We start from the raw sequence: 18,970 nt of genomic DNA on the forward strand, positions 1-18,970 counted from the left end.
GCCCTGGTTGTATTATATCTTCATTCTACATCAAACCACAACATATACCACTTACATTACTGATATTCAACTGTTTGAAAACCATATTGGGCGATATGAAGTTGTTTGATGAGGCTTATTTAATACAAAGTTACTAAAAAAACTCTAGTTGAATGGGCTTTGGGTGTTGTTTTGCTGCAATTTCTCCCCATACGTTGATAATGCTGGAATATTGTTTATCGGTTACGGCCAAGATGCTTATCATACCTTTGGTGGGAGCAAGCGATTTAACCCGTTTGATGTGTACGTTCATGCTCTCGTATGAACCACAATAGCGTACGTACACGCTAAATTGATACATGGTGAAGCCATCGCGTTCGAGGTCTTTCCTAAAACGGGCAGCTTCTTTACGCTCAAGTTTGGTGTTTGTGGGAAGGTCGAACATTAGGAAAAGCCACATGATATGGTAACGATTAAGGCGAAGGTAGGTCATTTGAGTATAGGTAGTTGCATCTTATTGGCTTCTTTTGAGAAACATTTTTCTAGAGAGGCGGTTGTCATTGTTAGGCCAACGCTGAGTGGCCGAACAACTTTCGAGAACGAGACATCGCAAAACAACACACTGATTAGTTGGCTTTTCACGTTCTTATCTAGGCTAAGTGCTTGTTCTGCAACCAGCTTACATACTATTTCATCGACAAAAGGGCGGTAGGGTTCCATTACATCATCGGCCAAAGGAAAGGCGTCGCCTCGGTTGCGATGAAATAAACCAAAGGCGGGATGCAAGCCCGAAGCCATTAAGGCGCGTGCAGTGGCTGCACGTAGCACCGCATAACCATAGTTAAGTAAGGTGTTGAGGCCTGGTAAATCGCGGTCGCGCCGAAAGCCCTTACCAAACAATTCAGTCCAATACAGTTTAGCAGCCACACCTTCCTTATTGTCCGTGTCGCCACTTTTCACGTTCATATAAAGCGGTTTTAACAGCTCTCCTCGTTTACCCAACTTGTTGAGCAAACGCGCTTGATTTCTAATCTTCGCCTCAATAAGTTGTTTCCACAATGCTTTCTTTAGTGTTTCGCTTACAGATATTTGTTCGCGGTAGCTCTCGCCTTGACTGGCGTTGGCGTGTAAGCTAAGCAAAAGAGCATTTGGCATGCCCTTTTGGTTACAGAAAATAAGGGCAACGTTGTTATCGGCCAAAGCGTTTATCAAGGGTATGGTTAGGGTTACCATTGGACTATCCACCAAAACGACCCCTAATTCTTCAATGGGAACAGTCCGACAAGCGTCGGGCTGTTCCTTTAAGGTTATCACCAGCTGTGCATTTTTTAACGAAAGGGCAGCTGGTGTTGTAAAAACGAGACATCTTTTAAGCATGACGCTCTTTCTTCTTTATCTCCCCAAGGACGTTAAACTCAAAGTCGACACCCTCGACAAGGGCTTTAAATTGCTTATGCGAAAGCACTATGCCTTGGCGTAGAACCTCATTATTCTTATATACCCCGCTTTGCATCTTCACGTCATCTTTCTTCTGAGCGTTTTGATGAAACCTCAACTCAATATTACCATAGAGGTACGTCTTCCCATTCTTTACATCCTTTTTGGTATTAATTCCTGTGACCTTATATAGTCGTCTTACCAAATCTTGTGGATTGTCAAACAAAATCTCTTCGGGAGAGTTCTCATAAAAAAGTACTTGTGTTCCTCGTTTCAGTACGGCTAATAAAGGGAGATTTCGTTCTTCACTCCGTTCAGGTACAAGTGGGGCTGCTTTACCTTTGTTGCTCCTCTTTAAACAAGCGGCAGACTCCAAGTTGTTGACAACACAAAAATCGCGTTCTTTTTTCCCTTTCAATTCTCCCTCATAGATGGCCAATAGATAATTACTTTCGTTTTCTACACAGAAAAATTGTTTGTATTCCTTTGAGGAGAGATCGCGCTGTTGGCGAATCTTTAAACGCTCCTGAGCTTTCACATAGTACCTCACCTTATTTATCCTTATGCCTTTTTCCTTATTCATAAATATGGGTTCGGTAATGGCTGTCTTGAAGTTCTTACCGGCAATAGCCTCCTTTATCTTTTCCTTTACGGCTTGGTCTACGATTTTTTCAAGCTCCGCTTCATTCTCGAACTTATTTAAAGGTTTACGAAGCACATAGCGAATTTCGCCATCTTGCTCGATAGCACCATAATAGGTGTCTTTGTGAAGCGAGCCTCTGGCCGTATCGCCTTGAGCGAGATACTTACCCGTTGCAGTTCGCACGCGCTTCTTGGCTTGTTTGGGCATGTTGTCTTTGGTGAGGTGTTTCACCAAGAGCGATTGCTCTATGGCCAACACATCTTCGGTAAAGGTGGGCCAAGGTTTATTGAAATGGGGCTTGGTGGTTGTGCCGCGCCATTGGAAAAGCTCTTCATCATGATAGTATTGAGCCATCTTGTCGTATTCGGCTTTACCAATACAGGCAATGGTTATGGCGTCGATGCAATGGTGGCAATGGTTAAGTCGGGATTTCTTTTCGTACTCGCCTTGAAGTCCCCACATACGCCTAAACTCGGCTGTGGTTACGCCTTTCACCACGTAGACGTTGCTCTTGTTGGGATTTTGTTCGTTGTGGAAGAGCGACTTTAAGAACAATCCCGCATACTTTGATACCAAACCGATGCCCGCTCCTTGACGGCGACTGAACCCTTCGGGTACTTCGGTCATCGTAAATCGGCTGTATTTGCCCTGCCAATAATCTAGATCCATCTTCAGACGATGGCGCTTTTGTATCAGCCGATCTTTCATTGCTTTCTCCATACCACCATAGGTGCGTATCTTGTCTAGCTGTTTTCGCAGGTCTTCGCACTTGCTTTTCCAATGGTCAATTCTTACCAATATGTCAGCATGGTTAGATAGTTGGGAGGGTAGTTGCGCACCTTTCACCTGCCTATTAAAAGTGGCATCGCAGAGCGTTAGGTTCATTTGCGTGCTGTCGCCACCAACACTTCGGGGAACGGTATGTTCGATATCGAACTTGGGATTGTCGCCAAGGAAATCGCAGATGCCAATCTGGGTGCCTGTATATAAGCACAGATGGTCTTGCTCTTCCCACAATTGGAACTTGAGAATATCGGTGTCTGTGGGTTCTATCTCTTTGTGACATTCACTCTTATAGAGGGCGATGATGTCATCGCGATATTGTTTTCGTTTCTTCTCTTGTTCTCTTTGGTAGTCGGCAATGGCCTTGCGCTTGTTGGCGTCGTTCAGTTCGCGGGCGTATTCTACATGCACCTCGGTGTTGCGGTCTATAATGCCATCGCGCAACAGCTGGTTAACAACACTGCGCAAGATGTGCAGCGAGCGCATGGCCATGGGGTTGCGAATGGCGTTGGTACGGGGACTACCCAACTGAAACACGCCCATCTTGTTGAGCTTTGCATCGGGATAGGTCTCTATCATCGAGGGGTGATAAAGCGCATCGGCTGCGCCAGGGCGCAGGTCGATCACGTCTTGCAAGTGACTTTTAATGCAGAAGTCTATCGTACCCTCAACGCCACGGTCTTTGGGGTTATAGTTTTCGATAATCTCCATTAGTCCCGAAAGTATCATCTCGCGTTTGTCGGCATCGTTCCAAACGGCTTTTGTAACGATGTCGGGTATCTTGGCCAAGTGCACGGCATGTGCATAAATGAACCCTTGACGCAAGAAAGGCAAGATGTTGCGAATGGCTTTAAGGCTTAACGAAGCAAAGCCATGAGGAAGTTTAGCGTTAGCGAACTTCGTGGCGCTGGCTTCATCGAGTTGCAACTTTTCGGTGGCGAAAGCCTTTAACTTGTCTTTCGAAGAAAATGAATAGAGCACATTCCAAACATCATCGGCCATTTCGTCGATGGTTTTCGTACCGTTTTTCTTTTCAACGGCCGTGTATGTCTCGGCAATGGCTGTCTGCCAATCACTGCCGAAGATGTCTATCAGCTGTGCAGTTACAGGACACCCCGACACGCCTTGTTGCATGCGGTAGTTAAACTTGAATGGTTTCTCGCCTGCATCCTTATACCAAGCATAGTTGTTTTTTCCCGCCAACGCCTTTGCAATGTCTTCGAAATCGAAGTTGGGTTTAGACTTTCTGAAGAATAGTGGCCATATCTTTTCGCGTTCGTCTTCGTTTAGAGGCCGTAGCGAAGTGTCGTTTGGGGTTTGTATCTTGACGTTATTGAGGAAGCAGAGCATCCTGAACGCTTCGTAATCGGGGTGCGATTCGGCGCAACGCGGCTTCTTTGGCTCGAAGGTACACTTGCCTACACCCTTGCGTTGCGACTTTAACGGGCGTTGGAAATATATGGCCCTTTGCAGTGCTTCAACCCATTTGGGATCTAGTTCTTGTTTTTCGCAGATAGCCAAAAACTCCTTTTTATAGTGTTCTTCCCTGTCGGTGTATCGGCTTCTTAGCTTAATGGTGTTGCCGTGTTGCTTGTAGAGCTGATAGAAATACTCGCCTAGAAACTCGCAACCTGCCTTTTCCATCTCGACAGAAAGCTCTGCTATGCCCGATTTAACCTTGCCCGACTCGTCGGAATCGGCACTGGTGTCGAGCCTGTTGCTAAGAAATCCACGACGTTGCGCCAAGTGATAGAATGCCCGACCAAGAAGAAAGCGCTGGCTTTGGTCGGTAAGGTCGAGCTTTTGGGTTAGGCAACGATGCCGGCAATAATAGGGATTGTTCTCTTCGGCACTACCCGAACGCTGCCAAAGCATAAAGTCATCGGTGAGCGGATAAGTTTTCTTAGCCTTCCATAGGTTAAGTTGTTCGTTGGAAAGATAAGGGCATAGGTCGAGTTCTACAAGTACTTTCAGCGTATCAATTTTGTGTAGACGTCGCCTGGAATAATGTACTCGCAATGCTTTGTGCGCAGTTCTTTCGGCTGCTTTGGACGATTCGATACCTTTCTCTATCTTTACGCCTTCGGTAAAGATAACGTCGCCACGTTTCACCAGTGTGTAATTGCCGTTGGCATCTCTGTCTACCACAGCCCAAGCAAGGCTGTTGGTGCCTGTATCAAGGCCTAATATTCGTGTAATCATAATCGTTAGTTATGGAGTTGTTTGTTCCTAGTTGTTTATTATCGTATTAAGATTTAGGTGTAAAATTACATTAAATATTTGGTAGAGCCAAATGTTATTGCTAAATTTGCAGCATAAGATATTCTACATCTTATCACAATAAGGCTATATGCCGAAGGGCTTAGACCCTATTGCCCCTCTTCGGAGGGGCTTATGTGTTTTATAACGTGCTCTAAGCGGAGTGGCATTGCTTTAGCTATAAAGTATAGTCGTTCAATCTGATTGCAGTAAAAAAATACGTTATAAACATGTTTTGTTATTCAGAATAATTTGTTTATGCCTGTTTGAGATAAGAGTAACGGCGTGAGTTCGGGATAAGCGACGATGTTTTTTTGAGCAAAATTAGATAAGAACAAAAGGCTACCTCACCAATTAGGGCTACGCGGTAGTTAGCACAACGAATTTCTCTTATCCCAAATTCTCGTAGCGTTTGATATTAGCTTGGCACTATCTAGGTGGCTCATTCCACAGCCTCTCACCCCCAACTAATCACCCTTCCTACCTCCAAACGCCATCTTTCGTTCCCCACGTTATAAGCTCGTGTAGTGAGCTTTTTAACCTCTCGCCTTGTTACAGCTAAGATGGAACCTTGTTCCAGATAAGTTGGAACAGTGTTCCAATTCAACTGGAACAGCATTCCAGATGACATGGAACAGCCGTCCAAAGCATATATAACACGGTGGTTAATGTAATAATGCATAATCAAGGCTTAGAAAGGGCATTTTCGGGACTATGAAAATGCGAACGATGGAATGGTTAATTGGCGAGTTCGGGATAAGGAACAAATCATCATAGCCTATGTACATGTGCGGGATGTTGCGCCAACCGCCACGCGGTAGTTGGTGAGGTAGCCATGCGTTTCTTATCTAATTTTGCGTCAAAAAACACCGCCTCTTATCCCGAATTTACGTTAAGCTATGTACGGGTTCTAATGACCGATTGGGGGTTAAATGATGTCGTAATAGGCATTTGATATAAAAAGCCCCAGTTTTAGGCAGGGCATTGAATGGGCGATTGTCGGCGTTTAACTTAGACAATAGGTCCATTTAGTGCCCTTAACCTAACACAGGGGCGGGTTATATAACGGCCTTTTTAGTTTTGGCCGCATACAATAAGCAGTCTGTTGTGTGGCTTTCGCCTTGAAAGTTTGGCATCGAAGCCTTGAAGATGGTTATAAAAACCATCAAAGAATTAATGGAGCAGAGAAGTTAAAAAGGGGATTCTGCCCGTACAATGGGGACATGAAGACCAACCTTCCCCCAATCTGCTTCTCTGCCTAACCTATTCTTCTCGAACCAGCTTGTTATTCCATTAATTCATCAAACCATTAAATCACAAACTTTTTTAAACTAACTCTATGATTCTAATAGTACTTGTTTTCGCGTTTAAGCGGTATTATCTGCTATTCTTGAGGCAGCATTTCGACGGTGATGCGGTTGCCGCTCTGCAAGATTTGCTTCATCAGCGCGCACAGCTTTTCGGGTGTTTGCTGCTTTATCATGTCGCGATAACGGGTGTGCATGTTGATGCCATGGCGGCGATACATGTTGATAACGCCACTCCAATAAGCATTGGTTTTCTCGGCACTAGCCACATTTTTGAGCATATACTCTTTCACCTTGTCGAGCATGGCAGCATCGCAAGTGCGCGTCATGTTCTCTGCTTCGCGGTAGATGATAGCCATAGCGGTGTCGCGCTTCTCGGGTTTTACGGGGCAAGTAACCAGCACGGAGTAGTCGTGATAGTCGCCCTCGATGGTTGATCCACCCTCTGCCGATACCGAGTAAGCTGCCGATGCGTCTTCGCGGATGCTCTTGATGTAGACCATGGAGAGTATTTGACCAATCATGTTCATACGTACGGCATTCTCTACAGAGTATGGTACGTCGGTGGTGTGCCACATAACGCAAGCCATGGCCTTGGGTGTTTCCATCTTGCGACGGAATACATTCTCTATCTTACCCTTGCTAAACGAGCTGGTGAGATGTCCCTTAATCACCTTTCCCTTAGTGGGCAGCGAGCCGAGATAACGGCATATAAGCTTGCGGAGCTGCGGTTCGTCGAAGTCGCCAATGAAACTGAACGTCCATGCAGCGGCGTTATTCGTACGTTCGCGTGCTATTTGCAGTATGCGATCGTAGTTGATGTCGGGTAAATCTTTCTCCAACACGGGCAACAGACGTGGGTTATGACCGTAGGCGGTTGCTACGAGCGAGTCGTTAAAGGCGATATCGTGGTTTAGGGCACGGTTTTTAAGGGCCGTACGCCACGAGTCCATAAGTGTGGCAAACGACTGTGCGTCTTTGGTGATGCCACCCGATAGATACAGGTGAGCCAACTGCAGCATCGTTTCGACATCGCGTTTAGACGATCCACCCGACATACCCATGTACTTATCGCCGATGGAAAGTCCTGCGTTAGCTATCTTGCCTGCAAGGATTTTGGGTAGTTCCATGTTGCGGAATCCACCTAAGCCACTGATGGCTACAATGTCGTTGAACACGGCTAGATTGGTATAATCCTTCGGTCCATAAAGCGATTTGCCACCATGTGCACTTGCAGCGAAGTTCACTTGATCTTTCTTAAAGTCGGTTTTCTTCAATATAACGGTCACGCCATTGGCTAGTTTCAGCTCGGTATAACCCAGTTCGGCATTCTTTTTCTCCTTTACAATCTTGCCAGGACGGGGTAACTTGATCATCAATGGCACCTCTTTCACCGTGTCTACGTAAGGTTCCACCTTGGTTTGGCGTGCTGTATGCACAGCTTGCAAGAGGGATTCGGGTGTAGGATATACGTTCCCTTCCTTCTCGTTGTTGAAGTTTACGATAACCATATTGTGATCCGTTTGTGGCAACAGCTGTGGCAACATGGCGTTGATGTCGGTCAACGGAATGTTGGGTACCAACTGCTTCATTATCTCGTAATAGTCTTCGAAGGCGGGGATGGGCTCTTGCGATAGGAAATGGCCTTTGTAATCGTCGGCAAACGAGGCGTTAGCACGCTTGTCGCGACCATTATATGCCTTTTCTAATGCACTGAGCAAGTTGGCCTTGGCACGGTCGTACTCGCTCTGTGTGAATCCGAACTTGGCCGCGCGATGCGCCTCGATAAGGGCAGCTTGCAGTGCTGCGGCTGTACCAGCCATGTCGCGCGGGGTGGCGCTGATGGTGAAGGCGCCCTTTGTTTTGGCGAAGATGAAGTTGCCATCCGAGGCCGAAGCGCCCAGATAAGGGCAATCGGTAGACTTTTGAACGGCTTCGGCGTAGCGGTCGTTGAGCATGCCTAGGGCCATATTTTTGGCATAATTGGCCAAGAGATAGTCTATGTTGCGCTTGAGTGAGTCGGGCCAAATCTCGTGTTTGAACGACACCTCGACTGCGCTACTTGGTTGTTCCTTGTCCTTATCCACAACGATGATGGGTTCTTCGTTGTCTGGCACGGGTACATCTACCACTTTCGCTTGGTTATCGGGGTTCTTCAACGGGCCGAAAAGCTTTTTAATCATGGCCTCGGTGTGGGCAACGTCGATGTCGCCCACCACGATAATACCCTGATTGGAGGGGTGATACCACTTTTCGTAGTAGTCGCGTAGCTCCTTAGGCTTGAAGTTATCTACCACGCTCATCAGTCCGATGGGGAAGCGCGCACCGTATTTTGTGCCCGAATACAGTTTAAGCAGGTTGCGTTCGAGCATTCTCATGTTAGGCCCAGTTCGTTCGCGCCATTCTTCGTGTATCACTCCGCGCTCTTTGTCAATCTCAGCAGGGTCGAGTGTTAGTGCGTTTGCCCAGTCGCTGAGTATCAGCAAGCACGAGTCTAGTGCCGTTTGGCGTGTGGTAGGCACGTTAGATATGTTGTAAACGGTTTGGTCGATGGAGGTATAGGCATTGAGATCGCCGCCAAACTTCACACCGAGTGTTTCCAAGTAACGAATGAGTTCGTTACCGGGGAAATGTTTCGTGCCGTTAAAGCACATGTGTTCGAGGAAGTGGGCCAAACCTCGTTGGCTCTCTTCTTCTTGTATCGAGCCCACCTTCTGTGCGATATAGAAGTCGGCGCGATGTTCAGGCCAGTTGTTATGGCGTATATAATAGGTCAGTCCGTTGGGCAGTTTGCCTATCCTTACGGCAGTGTCCACGGGTATGGGTGGTGCTTGATTAGTGCCTTGTCCACGCAAGTTGGTGGGAAAAAGCAAAGCTAATAGCGCCCAGCCAGACAAAATTGTTTTTAGGTTACTCATTTTGTTTCAATAAATCGGTTATTTGTTAGTGGTGCGAAACTATTGTTTTTTTCGCAGAAAACGCGGCATGGAAAATCCGCCCCGGCTGTTTCTCGTTTCGCATTCGCAAGGTTATGGGGAAGGATGCATTAGGAAACGTCCCCCTAGGTTATGTTCTTTTCTTCTTCATCGAAAAGTTGAGTTGATAGAGCGATATGCGGTTGGAGGAGAGGAACACACCGGGAGCGGGTTCGTCTTGCCTGCTACCAAGATGGGATTTAATCCTTACTTGGGTTGCCAGATAGTAATATACGTTTGTTTGTAACTACTCTTTTTGTTAACAGCATAACCTTAGCGGGCATATTTTGCCCATGCTTTTGGGTGCACGGTTGGCCATGAACCGTATAGCGATGAGCAAAATCTGCCAGCTAAAGTCATACGTTTCATCAAGAGCGGTTTATATCTTTCGCGTTATTCTTTAGCAGCGGGCGTGGTGAACTTCACCTTTTTAAGCTCGCCCCACTTGCCGTCCACGTTCTTGGCTATTGAGCAAGCGTAGTAGGTGGTGAGAGGTGTTGCGTTCCATCTAGCCCTGTCTACGCGGTATTGGTTCCAGTAGATGTCTTTGGGATGGTCGGTTTGCAGCATCTTGATAACGCCGATGTTGCCCATGTCGGGTTTGTTAAAGGCCTCTTCGGTGATGATGATGTCGCGGTGAAGCGATGCTTGGTCGTTGGGCGAGTACACCACATCTTGGTAGTATCCACCTTTCTTGCTTCCGCCAAACTCGCCAATCTTTATGTCAACAGTGGCTTCACCAGGTCCGCCCAGCTTCTTCGTGGTAACGGGAACCTTGGTTATTTCTTGGAAAACACCGTTCTTATCCCATGCCAACACGCAAAGTTCGTAGTTGGCATCGGGCACCATTTCGCGCCAAGTGTGTATCTTTTCGGTGGTGTAGTCTTTGCCACTGAACTGCTTAATCATGTCGTAAGCGTTAGAGAAGCCCATCATAGGACCATGTTCTTTCACGGTTTGTTCGATGGTTCCGCCCTCAAACTGGCATAGGGCATAGCCTGCCACGTCGGTGTTGGGGGTAAACTTCACCGTAACACTATCTGGTCCGATGTTTATTACTTGAGCCAGCACCTGCGCTGAAGCGAATCCTTGTCTGCGAGGGGCCGTAAACTGCGTGCGAGAGACCTTGCCTGGCTTGCCGTCCTTGCCATAACCAAGGGCGATGAGGGTGTATTCTTTCTCGGGAACAACCACTAGTCCGTAGTCAACCAGCTTCTTATCCTTGGCGTTTTCGGTGTATCTGGGTTTCTTTTGTCCGGTAAAATATCCGTCAACAACTTCGTCTTTGATGATGCCAGCAATGTCTGATGTGAACAAGGCTAGACAATACGCTTGGCATTCGGCCGACTTTTTGAGCGTAACTGTTGGTGCGCCGCCTTTGTTGGCAACGCTAACGTTCAGACTTACCTTATCTACACTTTGCGCTTGCACGGCAAACGCGCCAGCCAATAGCATAAATAGCGCGCCGGCACTTCTCTTTAAATACATCATGTTCTGCATTTTATCTGTTTTTGTTTTGCGACTACCCCGCCACCTTGGGCAAGGGTAGCCGCGTTATTGTATTCATTAATATAAGTCAAGATAACCACTAGGCATGGCCACTTGCTTGATGGCGCATACGCGTCCACCCACATTATACTTCTTCACTAATCGTGGATGCGAAACGGGAACAGCATAGTAAATCAGTACGTCGCCATTCTCACAGCCCACGATAAGATGGGGATATTCACCAGACAGACCTACCCAGTAGTCCATAACATCGTATACCATAAAGGTTATCTTGGATGTTATTCCCTCCAAAGGTATTTTCTTAATTTCTATTTCTTCTGCGCCAAAGTATGCCCTATTAGCGTCCCGTTGAATGCCATAAAGGTCTTTCCCCTCGGAGAACAGGTCGGTATAGGCCTTAGAAGAGTTACCTGTAAGGTGCTCGCCAGATGCTGTCAAGAACACAGTTTCGTTTGTGAACAAGTGTCCAGGTATCTCATACGGCCTTGGATATTTCATAAGATAGGTCAACCTACGTCCGTAGTTGTCCACTGCGAAACAAGACACCATGGATTTTCCCCCTGTTGTGTAGTAAGCTTGGAACCAACTATTTCGATTGTCATGGTATTCGTCCCCATTCATTGTCGTAAGAAAATACACCTTTGCGTCTTCAGGCATCTTTTCAGCAGGCGAATTGAATTGATCGGAATGGAGTGTGACCACAAAACTACGATGCTTATAAAAGTCAGAGGTGTTGGTAGTAGTTGCCAAAACTACTCTTCGGTTTTTCTCATCATAACAAGGAATATTGGTCACTCCCCAGTTTGTATGCCCGAATTTAGTGATCTTATAGCCCAATGAGTCAATATAATAAGGTTCGGTGATGAATTTACCACCTAAGTAGTTCTTGCCAAATTGGCGTGAGAACAATCGGCCGTCTTTCGTGGCGACCCAGGTCAATGCGGGCGTATTCATACCACCATCTTCCTGATCTTTTCGACCACTAACCTTAAAGTTGTCGGGTGTCCCATCGGCAAACTGCGAGCTCAAATCCCATTCTTTCTTCAAGTTGCCGGCGTTATATACCATTGCATCACCTTCTTCGGTTATCACTGTGAGTGAACCTGCTGCACCGACGTTCTTCGCTACAGCTACATCCAAAGACCTAGGTGTGCCGGGAATGTTGTCAAGCATATACTTGCCAAACTCAAAGTTCTCTTTCAGCTTACCTTGTTCTTTCAAGTAATTAAGCCTAAACACCGTTAGTTTACCTACGTTTGGCTCGTTAGGCGACTTAGTAGAGTAAACGACAAAGTCGCCACCTCCAATAGCAGGTTTAAAAAACAGTGTACATCTCACCTTGAATGTTACGCCCGACGATTTCTCGATAATGGAGAAGTCTCCAGACTGTTCTTTTACTGGCATTTCTTCGAGGCCCACTCTCTTCAGAAATTCATCAGTGGTCATTTCTTCCTTCAATTGCTCGCTATATAATTTCCCGTTCATTCGCCACTCATAGCGCACCTCTTGGCTGCGCTGTAACGAATCTAGTTTTCCCCAATTGAAGTATCTTGAGCCATCCAGTTTCACGGCGCGGCCACCATAGACCAACACTTGTATTGGCCTGTTCATAAAGTTGTCGAGCCATGTAGGTGGCTTCAGCGACTCGTATTCGTAATTCCCGTCGTCACTAAAACAGGATGCCAACATCAGTGGCATAAGCATTGCTACGAATGCATATTTTAAGTTCCGCATAATTTTCTATTTTTTAAGGTGTCACACTTTAACGGTCATTGGCGAGCCGTCTTCCTCTACAGCCTGGTCGGGATGCTTGCCCAGCCATTCCTTAAACTTCTGAACCAGCTTTCTTGCTTTCCAAGGAGCATCGGATAGCATTTCTCCATTTAGCGACGCTGTTGGGTCGATGTGGGTCACGAAAAGCTTATACTTACGGCTGGAATACTCTCCCAACAGCAGTTCTGTAACTTCAGTGTTCCACCAAGCAGGCTTAATAGCATCGCGTGTTAGTATAACGATAGCCTTTGTGCGTTCGGTCTGGCCCAATTGTAAGTTGCCAAGTGGAACCAATTCCACCATCAGGCGCACTCCCTTAGGCATGTCTTTAAGCCTGGGTCTGCGATACATCTTTATCACAACGGTGTCTGTACGGTTTGTGGCATCTGCAGCGACAGATCTTGCCCTAAACGTATAGCTATCTGCTATCTTATATTCATCGGGTATAGCTGTGGTCCCTTCGGGTACTACTCTTAACCTAAAAGTTTCGTCTTTGGTTAGGTTTCTCCCTGCCAGATGTACTTCAAGCATGGCATCTACAGCATCTACATCATCACTAAGGAAGAAGAATGACGCAAAAGTAGAGTCGGCCGTATGCTTGCCCGGTTCTTTCTCGTTTACATAATATTTGTCGAAATAAAGGTAATGGTCATCGCCAAAAGTTGTCAGCGCCTCCTCCCGACAAGAAGAAAACAAGGCGATTGCTGCCAAAGGCAGCGTAAACAATAACTTTCTCATAATGATATATGTTATGGGTCAGAGATTTTCATCAACAGATGTAGGTAATATCGTTTCTGCTTTGGTGAATGGTTTCACCGTCTTGTCATCGCGTTTCACGTCTGCTCCTAGTCTTTTATAAAGGTAGAACAGTTGTCCTTCGCTTATCCATTCTCGTTGAGCTTCTCTTACAAAGTCTTTTTGAAAGTCGCCAAAAGTGTTTTTTACCGCCAAAGGGTGTCCTGTTAGTCCACGTCGTTCACGCATGGCGTTGATTATTTCGTAGGCTGCAGCGAAGTTATTTCTACGAGCTTCGGTTTCGGCAACAATGTATCGCATCTCGGAGGTACGCAATAAGGGAAATATACTCAATGTCTTGTCGCGTTCGTCTAGGTTGTTTTCCTTAACGTACCACTTTACCGACAGATTTGTCTTGTACGCTCCGTCGGGAACATAAAGTAGGCGAGTACAGCGGATATCGTTTGCCGACTCGTCAATATTATCCACTGTCTTGAATATATCTTGACCTTCGGTGTTAACAATAAATAGTTGGTCTTGGGCAATAACTCCCTTTCTTCGAGGGTATTGGGCCAACATGTTTGTAATCAGTCCTAATTTGACATTGTCTCTATACACTCCCATAATGAGGTTGCTAACCATGCGCACACCCCTTGCGTCTTCAGCTCGTTCTGCATAAAAGAAACCTCCGAAGTCTTCTTCTTTAAATGGATAGTACTTCTGTTTGTTCTCAGAGCTGATCTCGCAATTCAGTATTTCCTCGGCACATTGTTTAGCCTTGTCATAGAAAGAGTCGTCGTAAGCTCCCTTATATTGATAAGCACGGGCCAAGGCTGCAGTTACAGCCCAATACGAGAAGCGATATCCACGGCCTGCAAAGAACTCGTCAAGCTCTTCGCGGTTGGTATATATGCTCGTTCCGTACTCAAATTGGTTATAAAAACGAGCATTGCCAGAGATGCTCGCACCACTGCCATAAGTCGATATATCGTAAGGCTTCACTAGTTCGCGTGCTTCTTCAAGGTCCGTAATCACAGCGTTTAGAGCCTCGCTTGTCTTGATGTGTGTAGCTAAGATGTTTGGGAAATCTCTTACGTAAGGGATATACGCGCCTCCGTCGTCATCTTTTGGAGCTGGTGCAAACAATCTGAGCATGTCTAAATGTAAGTAGGCGCGTATTGCTTTAGCCTCACCCAGTATCATGTTTTTCTCCATTTCGCCTTTCGCGAATTTACCTGCGTCTTCGTCTTTAACTTTCTGTATAAGGTCGTTGGCAGCACCTATGCATTTGTAGGCTGCCATCCACATCTGGTCTATCTGTGGTCGCAAGTCCTTGTTTAGATAGTCGCGTTTACCCGCAGCAATAAGAGCGGGGTTACTTAAGTCTTCGGGACGGGCGTCTATGTTATATTGGTTTGAGAAGAAATCAACCAATCCACATTGCAGGTTTTTCCCGTAAAGCACATCTTCGGCCATATTTATATATAGGCCATGCAACACGCTTCGATACCCTTCGCCTTTCTCGAACAGTTCTTTCGAGGTAGATTTTCCCTCCACTGGGACATCTAGCCAATCGTTGCATCCTGTCAAGGCCACAACCATCGTTATGGCCATTGCCATATATGTTATACCTTTCATAATTGTATTCTTTTGTATCCGTTAATAACTTGCACGCAACGATAAACTATATGTGTGTGCATAAGGATAAGAAAGTCCTCGCTCAACCTTTATGCTACTCCAGCGACCTAGGTCGGCTGCATTAAAGACAACTGATAGTGAGTTAAGCTTGAAGAGAGAAGCAATTCGCTTACTGAAGTCGTAACCAATGGCCACGCTGCTGAATGATATGTAATTGTTGTTTTGAACAAAGCGTGACGACATGTTTGTTATGCCTTTCTCTCGTATGCCGTAGAATTGTGCTACGTCGCCAACCCTATGCCAACGGTCGGTCATGACGCGCCTGTCTACATTCTCTTTTTCTATATTGGCGTTCTCCACTTTCGATACCAACGTGTTGTTGTAGGCCTGACCGCCATAAGCATATTGGAAAGATGTGTTGAGATAGATGCCTCGCCACATTACATTGATGCCGAAAGCGCCCTGCACATCGGGATTCAGATCCCCACAAACAACCATGTCATTCTTGTTCCATACTTGCGTTACCGTACCATCTTTCTTGCGGAAAAACTCTGTTCCTGTTGCAGGGTCGATACCCAGAGAGGGAACGGCATAGATGGCTGAAGTAGATGCGCCTACATAGTATAATAGTGGTGGGTTGGATGTCCCACGGCCAGAAGTTTCTGTAGAATAGTTCTCACGTATCTTCTTGTTGTACTCTTCCATAGCAGGGTTCAGTTTCGTGATGGTGTTCCTGTTATGAGCCAAGTTCGCATTAAGCACTACAGACCATTCCTTATTTCTGAAAACAGTTACGTTGGTCTTTAGCTCTAATCCCTCGTTGAGCACGCCACCTACGTTCCCGCTGTAGCTGTCGAAGCCCGATGATGGGCGAATCTTCACTTTGTCAATCATGCGGTCGGTGGCCTTGTGGTAATATGTTGCTTCTAAATAGAAGCGCTTCTTAAATAGTTCCATTGACAAGCCAAGGTCTAAAGTCTTTGTCAGCTCCCAAGATAAGTCGGGGTTGCCAAATGTAGCCAACAAATATCCAGGTCCAGTGTAATACCATGAATCTGCGCGGCTGTAACTGCTTATCACGTCGAAACGTGTAAAGGTTACCTTACCTGTGCTGCCGTATGTGCCTTTTAAGCGTAGGCTATTGATCCAAGGCATACGTTTGATGAATTCGTAATTGTGCATGTTCACACCCACGCCAATAGAGGCAAAGGGAGCGAAACGACGCTCAGCACCAAACTGTGATGAACCGTCGAGACGGAAGGACGCGTCTAGCAGATAAACTTCACCGTATGTATAGTTCAGGGCTGCCAACAAACCGAATGTGCGCACTTTGGTTTCCGTATCTCTAGTAACACCATCCTGTGATGCACTATATGAAGGCTTGTTCTGCGAACCAAGGCTGAATCCTTGATATCTGTAACCTATTGGATGGTAGACGGTCTCAATGGCGTCAACTCCACCCGTCAAGTTCACAAAGTGTTTTTGAAAACGCTGGTTAAAATGGAGGGTGGCATTCAAGTTCCATTTCAAATCAGTGTTTTTACTGATTGTCAGTTGACCACGCTTACTCTCTTCTACTCCCTTAAATGAAGGGTGCTTGGGATCGATGAAACTATCATTGTCTGTTTGCGTTTGGCTTATGCCAAAGGTTCCTCTCAAATAAAAGGTAGGAGTGAAATACAAGTTAATGCCCAAATTATTGGTGATGTCGGTAATGGTGCCTCGCTCATTATAGCTCTCTAGCTGTTGCTGTTGCCATAGTGGGTTCACCAGTCCCGATTGGGGTAATTTTTGCAAATACTCGCCATTTTCCCCATATATGGCATCGTAAGGCAAATATGCGGCATATTGTGAGAATGCTCCGAAGGGTGAATCTTCATGTGATGTGCGATTGATGGTTACATTGTCTTGTATCTGTAACCAGTCACGTAGGCGATAGTCTATCTTTAAACCACCTCCCCAGCGGTTGCGATACGAACCCTTCATCACGCCACGGTTATTGTCGTAGTTGAAAGCCAATTCGTAGCGCATCGAGTTTACACCACCCGAAAGTGTCACTCCGTTACGCCAGTTCATCACGTTGCGTAGTGGTCTAGCCAGCCAATCGGTGTTTACGCCACGGCGTATCTCGTTCAATCTGTTGTTATATAGAATTTCCTTCTCATCTTTTTGCCAGCTCTCTTTAGCCGTATAACATCCTGCGTCTTTCTCCACTTGCAGTTTCTCTGCGGCATTGGTCAGGTTATAGTCCGACAGGTCGGGGAAGGTTAGTTCCATTGTTGTGTTGTAGTCTACGCGTATCTCGCCCACTTTTGGAGGAACGGATGTTACTACAACCACACCGTTGGCAGCGCGTGAACCGTACAGAGCGGTGGCAGCGGCATCTTTGAGGATGGTCATACTTTGGATACGGTTGATATCCATGTCGTAAATCTTCTGCACAGGTACTTCGAACCCGTCGAGCATAAAGATTGGCATGTTGGGATTTCCTAGGAGGTTGGTGCGCCGCGTTAGTGCTTGGCCGTTGGCGTCGAACTCTTGACGTTGGATGCTCGACGCGCCACGGATATTGATTTCGTTGATATGGTTGGGATCCGAACCAAACCCATCGCGGTCGATAATACGGAAAGAAGGGTCGAAAGTCTCCAAAGCTTTCATGGCATCCTTTACGTTTACTTTCCTCAACTCGTCGCCCGTTACTACCGTAGCGGTACCCGTAAAACTGTTTTTCTTGAGTTTCTGGAATCCCGTAACCACAACCTGGTCCAGCTGGTTGGCGTCGTCTTCGAGGTAGATTGTTACGAACCGCTTCTTGCCCACGGTGAATTGGCGTGACTTGAAGCCAATAAAACTTACGTGAACCACATCGCCCACCGACAGACCTGGCATCATGAACTTGCCGTCGGCAGATGTTACCGTACCCCTGCTTCCGTTTTTTAGCTTCAGGGTGGCACCCACCACGGGTTCGTTCGTGTTGTTGTCGATTACAATGCCTTCAATCGTAATGTTGCCCGGAGTACCCGAACCCTGTGCGTGCGCCTGACTCCAGCACAGTAATAGTGCAATGAGCCAGTACATCACATTCATTGGTTTTGATAAGTTTCTTTGCATAGGTATTACAATTTTCGAGTTTGTAAATCTGTTGTTTAACTCTTATTTTTACACGTTTAGTGTTAGTTGTTCGTCGGTTGATTGGACTTGAGGGTCCGTAGTCTTGCGTTTTCTCCTTTGTTTGCCTTCTTGTTGCGCCTATATTATAATATGGTGTTGATTAGTGGCAGATTTGTTGGGGTAAACGTTTTGATTACTTTTGATGTGCGTTATAAAACAATTTTTCGCAAATATACGCCTTTTATTAATACAAACAAAATAAAAAATTCGGACAAGCCTATAAATGTTGCACTGCAACAATCCGATGAACAAAGGGTTTTCGCGTGTCTTTAAAGTGAAGAAAATCTCGCTATTTGCAACGAAATTTACTAACTTTGGACGTTTCATTTGTATGAAAATAGGGCGATAGAAGACCGAAATCGGCTCAAATCTTTGCTCTTATCGAGTATAACCTAGCAGCAAAGGCTATTGAGATAGCGTTATTTTGATTGGCCGAAAACCACCAATGGCGGTGTGTGAAGAATGCTTTTATCATGCGATTAAATGTAAGGTTTGATGGTCTTTATGGTCAGACGATTTGTTATCGCTTAGCTGGAATGGTGTTCCAGATTATCTGGAAGGCTGTTCCATTTCATCTGGAAGGTTGTTCCATCTAATATGGAACAGGAGTCCCGAACAGCTAGAAAGACCCCAATGGTTGTAAAACAGCAAACAAGCGTTGTGAGAACGCCAAGCAAAGGTTGTTTTAACGCGGAAAAGAGGCTTTGAAAGCGTGGGACAAAAGTGATGCATGCGCTAAGCAACAGTTGTAAAAACAGGAG

10 protein-coding genes are annotated in these 18,970 nt (G+C 46.1%); all 10 read right to left on the reverse strand.

Annotation, left to right across the window (positions count from 1 at the left end; all coding sequences use genetic code 11):
* Positions 1-133: 133 nt before the first annotated feature.
* Entirely contained in the window at positions 134-472 is a 339-nt protein-coding gene (gene cas2, locus F453_RS0103155; protein ID WP_009237137.1) for a CRISPR-associated endonuclease Cas2, read from the reverse strand.
* Entirely contained in the window at positions 469-1,356 is an 888-nt protein-coding gene (gene cas1 / locus F453_RS0103160; RefSeq protein ID WP_025789923.1) for a type II CRISPR-associated endonuclease Cas1, read from the reverse strand. Before cas1 ends, cas2 begins: the two co-directional genes overlap by 4 nt.
* A complete protein-coding gene (gene cas9, locus F453_RS0103165; protein ID WP_018966699.1) occupies positions 1,349-5,044 on the reverse strand; it encodes a type II CRISPR RNA-guided endonuclease Cas9 in 3,696 nt (1,231 codons plus the stop codon). Before cas9 ends, cas1 begins: the two co-directional genes overlap by 8 nt.
* Before the next feature lie 514 nt (positions 5,045-5,558).
* Positions 5,559-5,786 (reverse strand): hypothetical protein, encoded by a 228-nt coding sequence (locus tag F453_RS16055; RefSeq protein WP_081619104.1) that lies wholly within the window; start codon positions 5,784-5,786, stop codon positions 5,559-5,561.
* Positions 5,787-6,485: 699 nt separating this feature from the next.
* Positions 6,486-9,326 carry a M16 family metallopeptidase gene (locus F453_RS0103175; protein ID WP_018966701.1) on the reverse strand — a complete coding sequence of 947 codons (2,841 nt, stop codon included), beginning with the start codon at positions 9,324-9,326 and terminating at the stop codon, positions 6,486-6,488.
* Positions 9,327-9,776: 450 nt separating this feature from the next.
* Positions 9,777-10,874: a hypothetical protein gene (locus F453_RS0103180; protein ID WP_234398376.1), complete on the reverse strand. Its 1,098-nt coding sequence runs from the start codon at positions 10,872-10,874 to the stop codon at positions 9,777-9,779.
* 75 nt (positions 10,875-10,949) lie between these two features.
* Positions 10,950-12,626 carry a hypothetical protein gene (locus F453_RS0103185; RefSeq protein WP_009237144.1) on the reverse strand — a complete coding sequence of 559 codons (1,677 nt, stop codon included), beginning with the start codon at positions 12,624-12,626 and terminating at the stop codon, positions 10,950-10,952.
* A 21-nt stretch (positions 12,627-12,647) separates the two neighbouring features.
* Positions 12,648-13,403, reverse strand: coding sequence for a DUF4843 domain-containing protein (locus tag F453_RS0103190; protein ID WP_018966704.1), 756 nt, complete (start codon positions 13,401-13,403; stop codon positions 12,648-12,650).
* 18 nt (positions 13,404-13,421) lie between these two features.
* Positions 13,422-15,038, reverse strand: a complete 1,617-nt coding sequence (locus F453_RS0103195) for a RagB/SusD family nutrient uptake outer membrane protein (RefSeq protein WP_018966705.1) — start codon at positions 15,036-15,038, stop codon at positions 13,422-13,424.
* 21 nt (positions 15,039-15,059) lie between these two features.
* A complete protein-coding gene (locus tag F453_RS0103200) occupies positions 15,060-18,125 on the reverse strand; it encodes a SusC/RagA family TonB-linked outer membrane protein (protein ID WP_018966706.1) in 3,066 nt (1,021 codons plus the stop codon).
* Between the last annotated feature and the right edge of the window lie 845 nt (positions 18,126-18,970).

This window comes from Hoylesella loescheii DSM 19665 = JCM 12249 = ATCC 15930 (assembly GCF_000378085.1).
GTDB classification, from domain to species: domain Bacteria; phylum Bacteroidota; class Bacteroidia; order Bacteroidales; family Bacteroidaceae; genus Prevotella; species Prevotella loescheii.

Excerpts from the sequence above, each read along its gene's own strand:
- F453_RS0103175 (WP_018966701.1), bottom strand. The coding sequence starts at position 9,326 with ATGAGTAACCTAAAAACAATTTTGTCTGGCTGGGCGCTATTAGCTTTG.
- F453_RS0103190 (WP_018966704.1), bottom strand. The coding sequence starts at position 13,403 with ATGAGAAAGTTATTGTTTACGCTGCCTTTGGCAGCAATCGCCTTGTTT.
- cas1 (WP_025789923.1), bottom strand. The coding sequence starts at position 1,356 with ATGCTTAAAAGATGTCTCGTTTTTACAACACCAGCTGCCCTTTCGTTA.
- cas2 (WP_009237137.1), bottom strand. The coding sequence starts at position 472 with ATGACCTACCTTCGCCTTAATCGTTACCATATCATGTGGCTTTTCCTA.
- F453_RS0103185 (WP_009237144.1), bottom strand. The coding sequence starts at position 12,626 with ATGCGGAACTTAAAATATGCATTCGTAGCAATGCTTATGCCACTGATG.
- F453_RS0103200 (WP_018966706.1), bottom strand. The coding sequence starts at position 18,125 with ATGAATGTGATGTACTGGCTCATTGCACTATTACTGTGCTGGAGTCAG.
- F453_RS0103195 (WP_018966705.1), bottom strand. The coding sequence starts at position 15,038 with ATGAAAGGTATAACATATATGGCAATGGCCATAACGATGGTTGTGGCC.
- F453_RS0103180 (WP_234398376.1), bottom strand. The coding sequence starts at position 10,874 with ATGATGTATTTAAAGAGAAGTGCCGGCGCGCTATTTATGCTATTGGCT.
- cas9 (WP_018966699.1), bottom strand. The coding sequence starts at position 5,044 with ATGATTACACGAATATTAGGCCTTGATACAGGCACCAACAGCCTTGCT.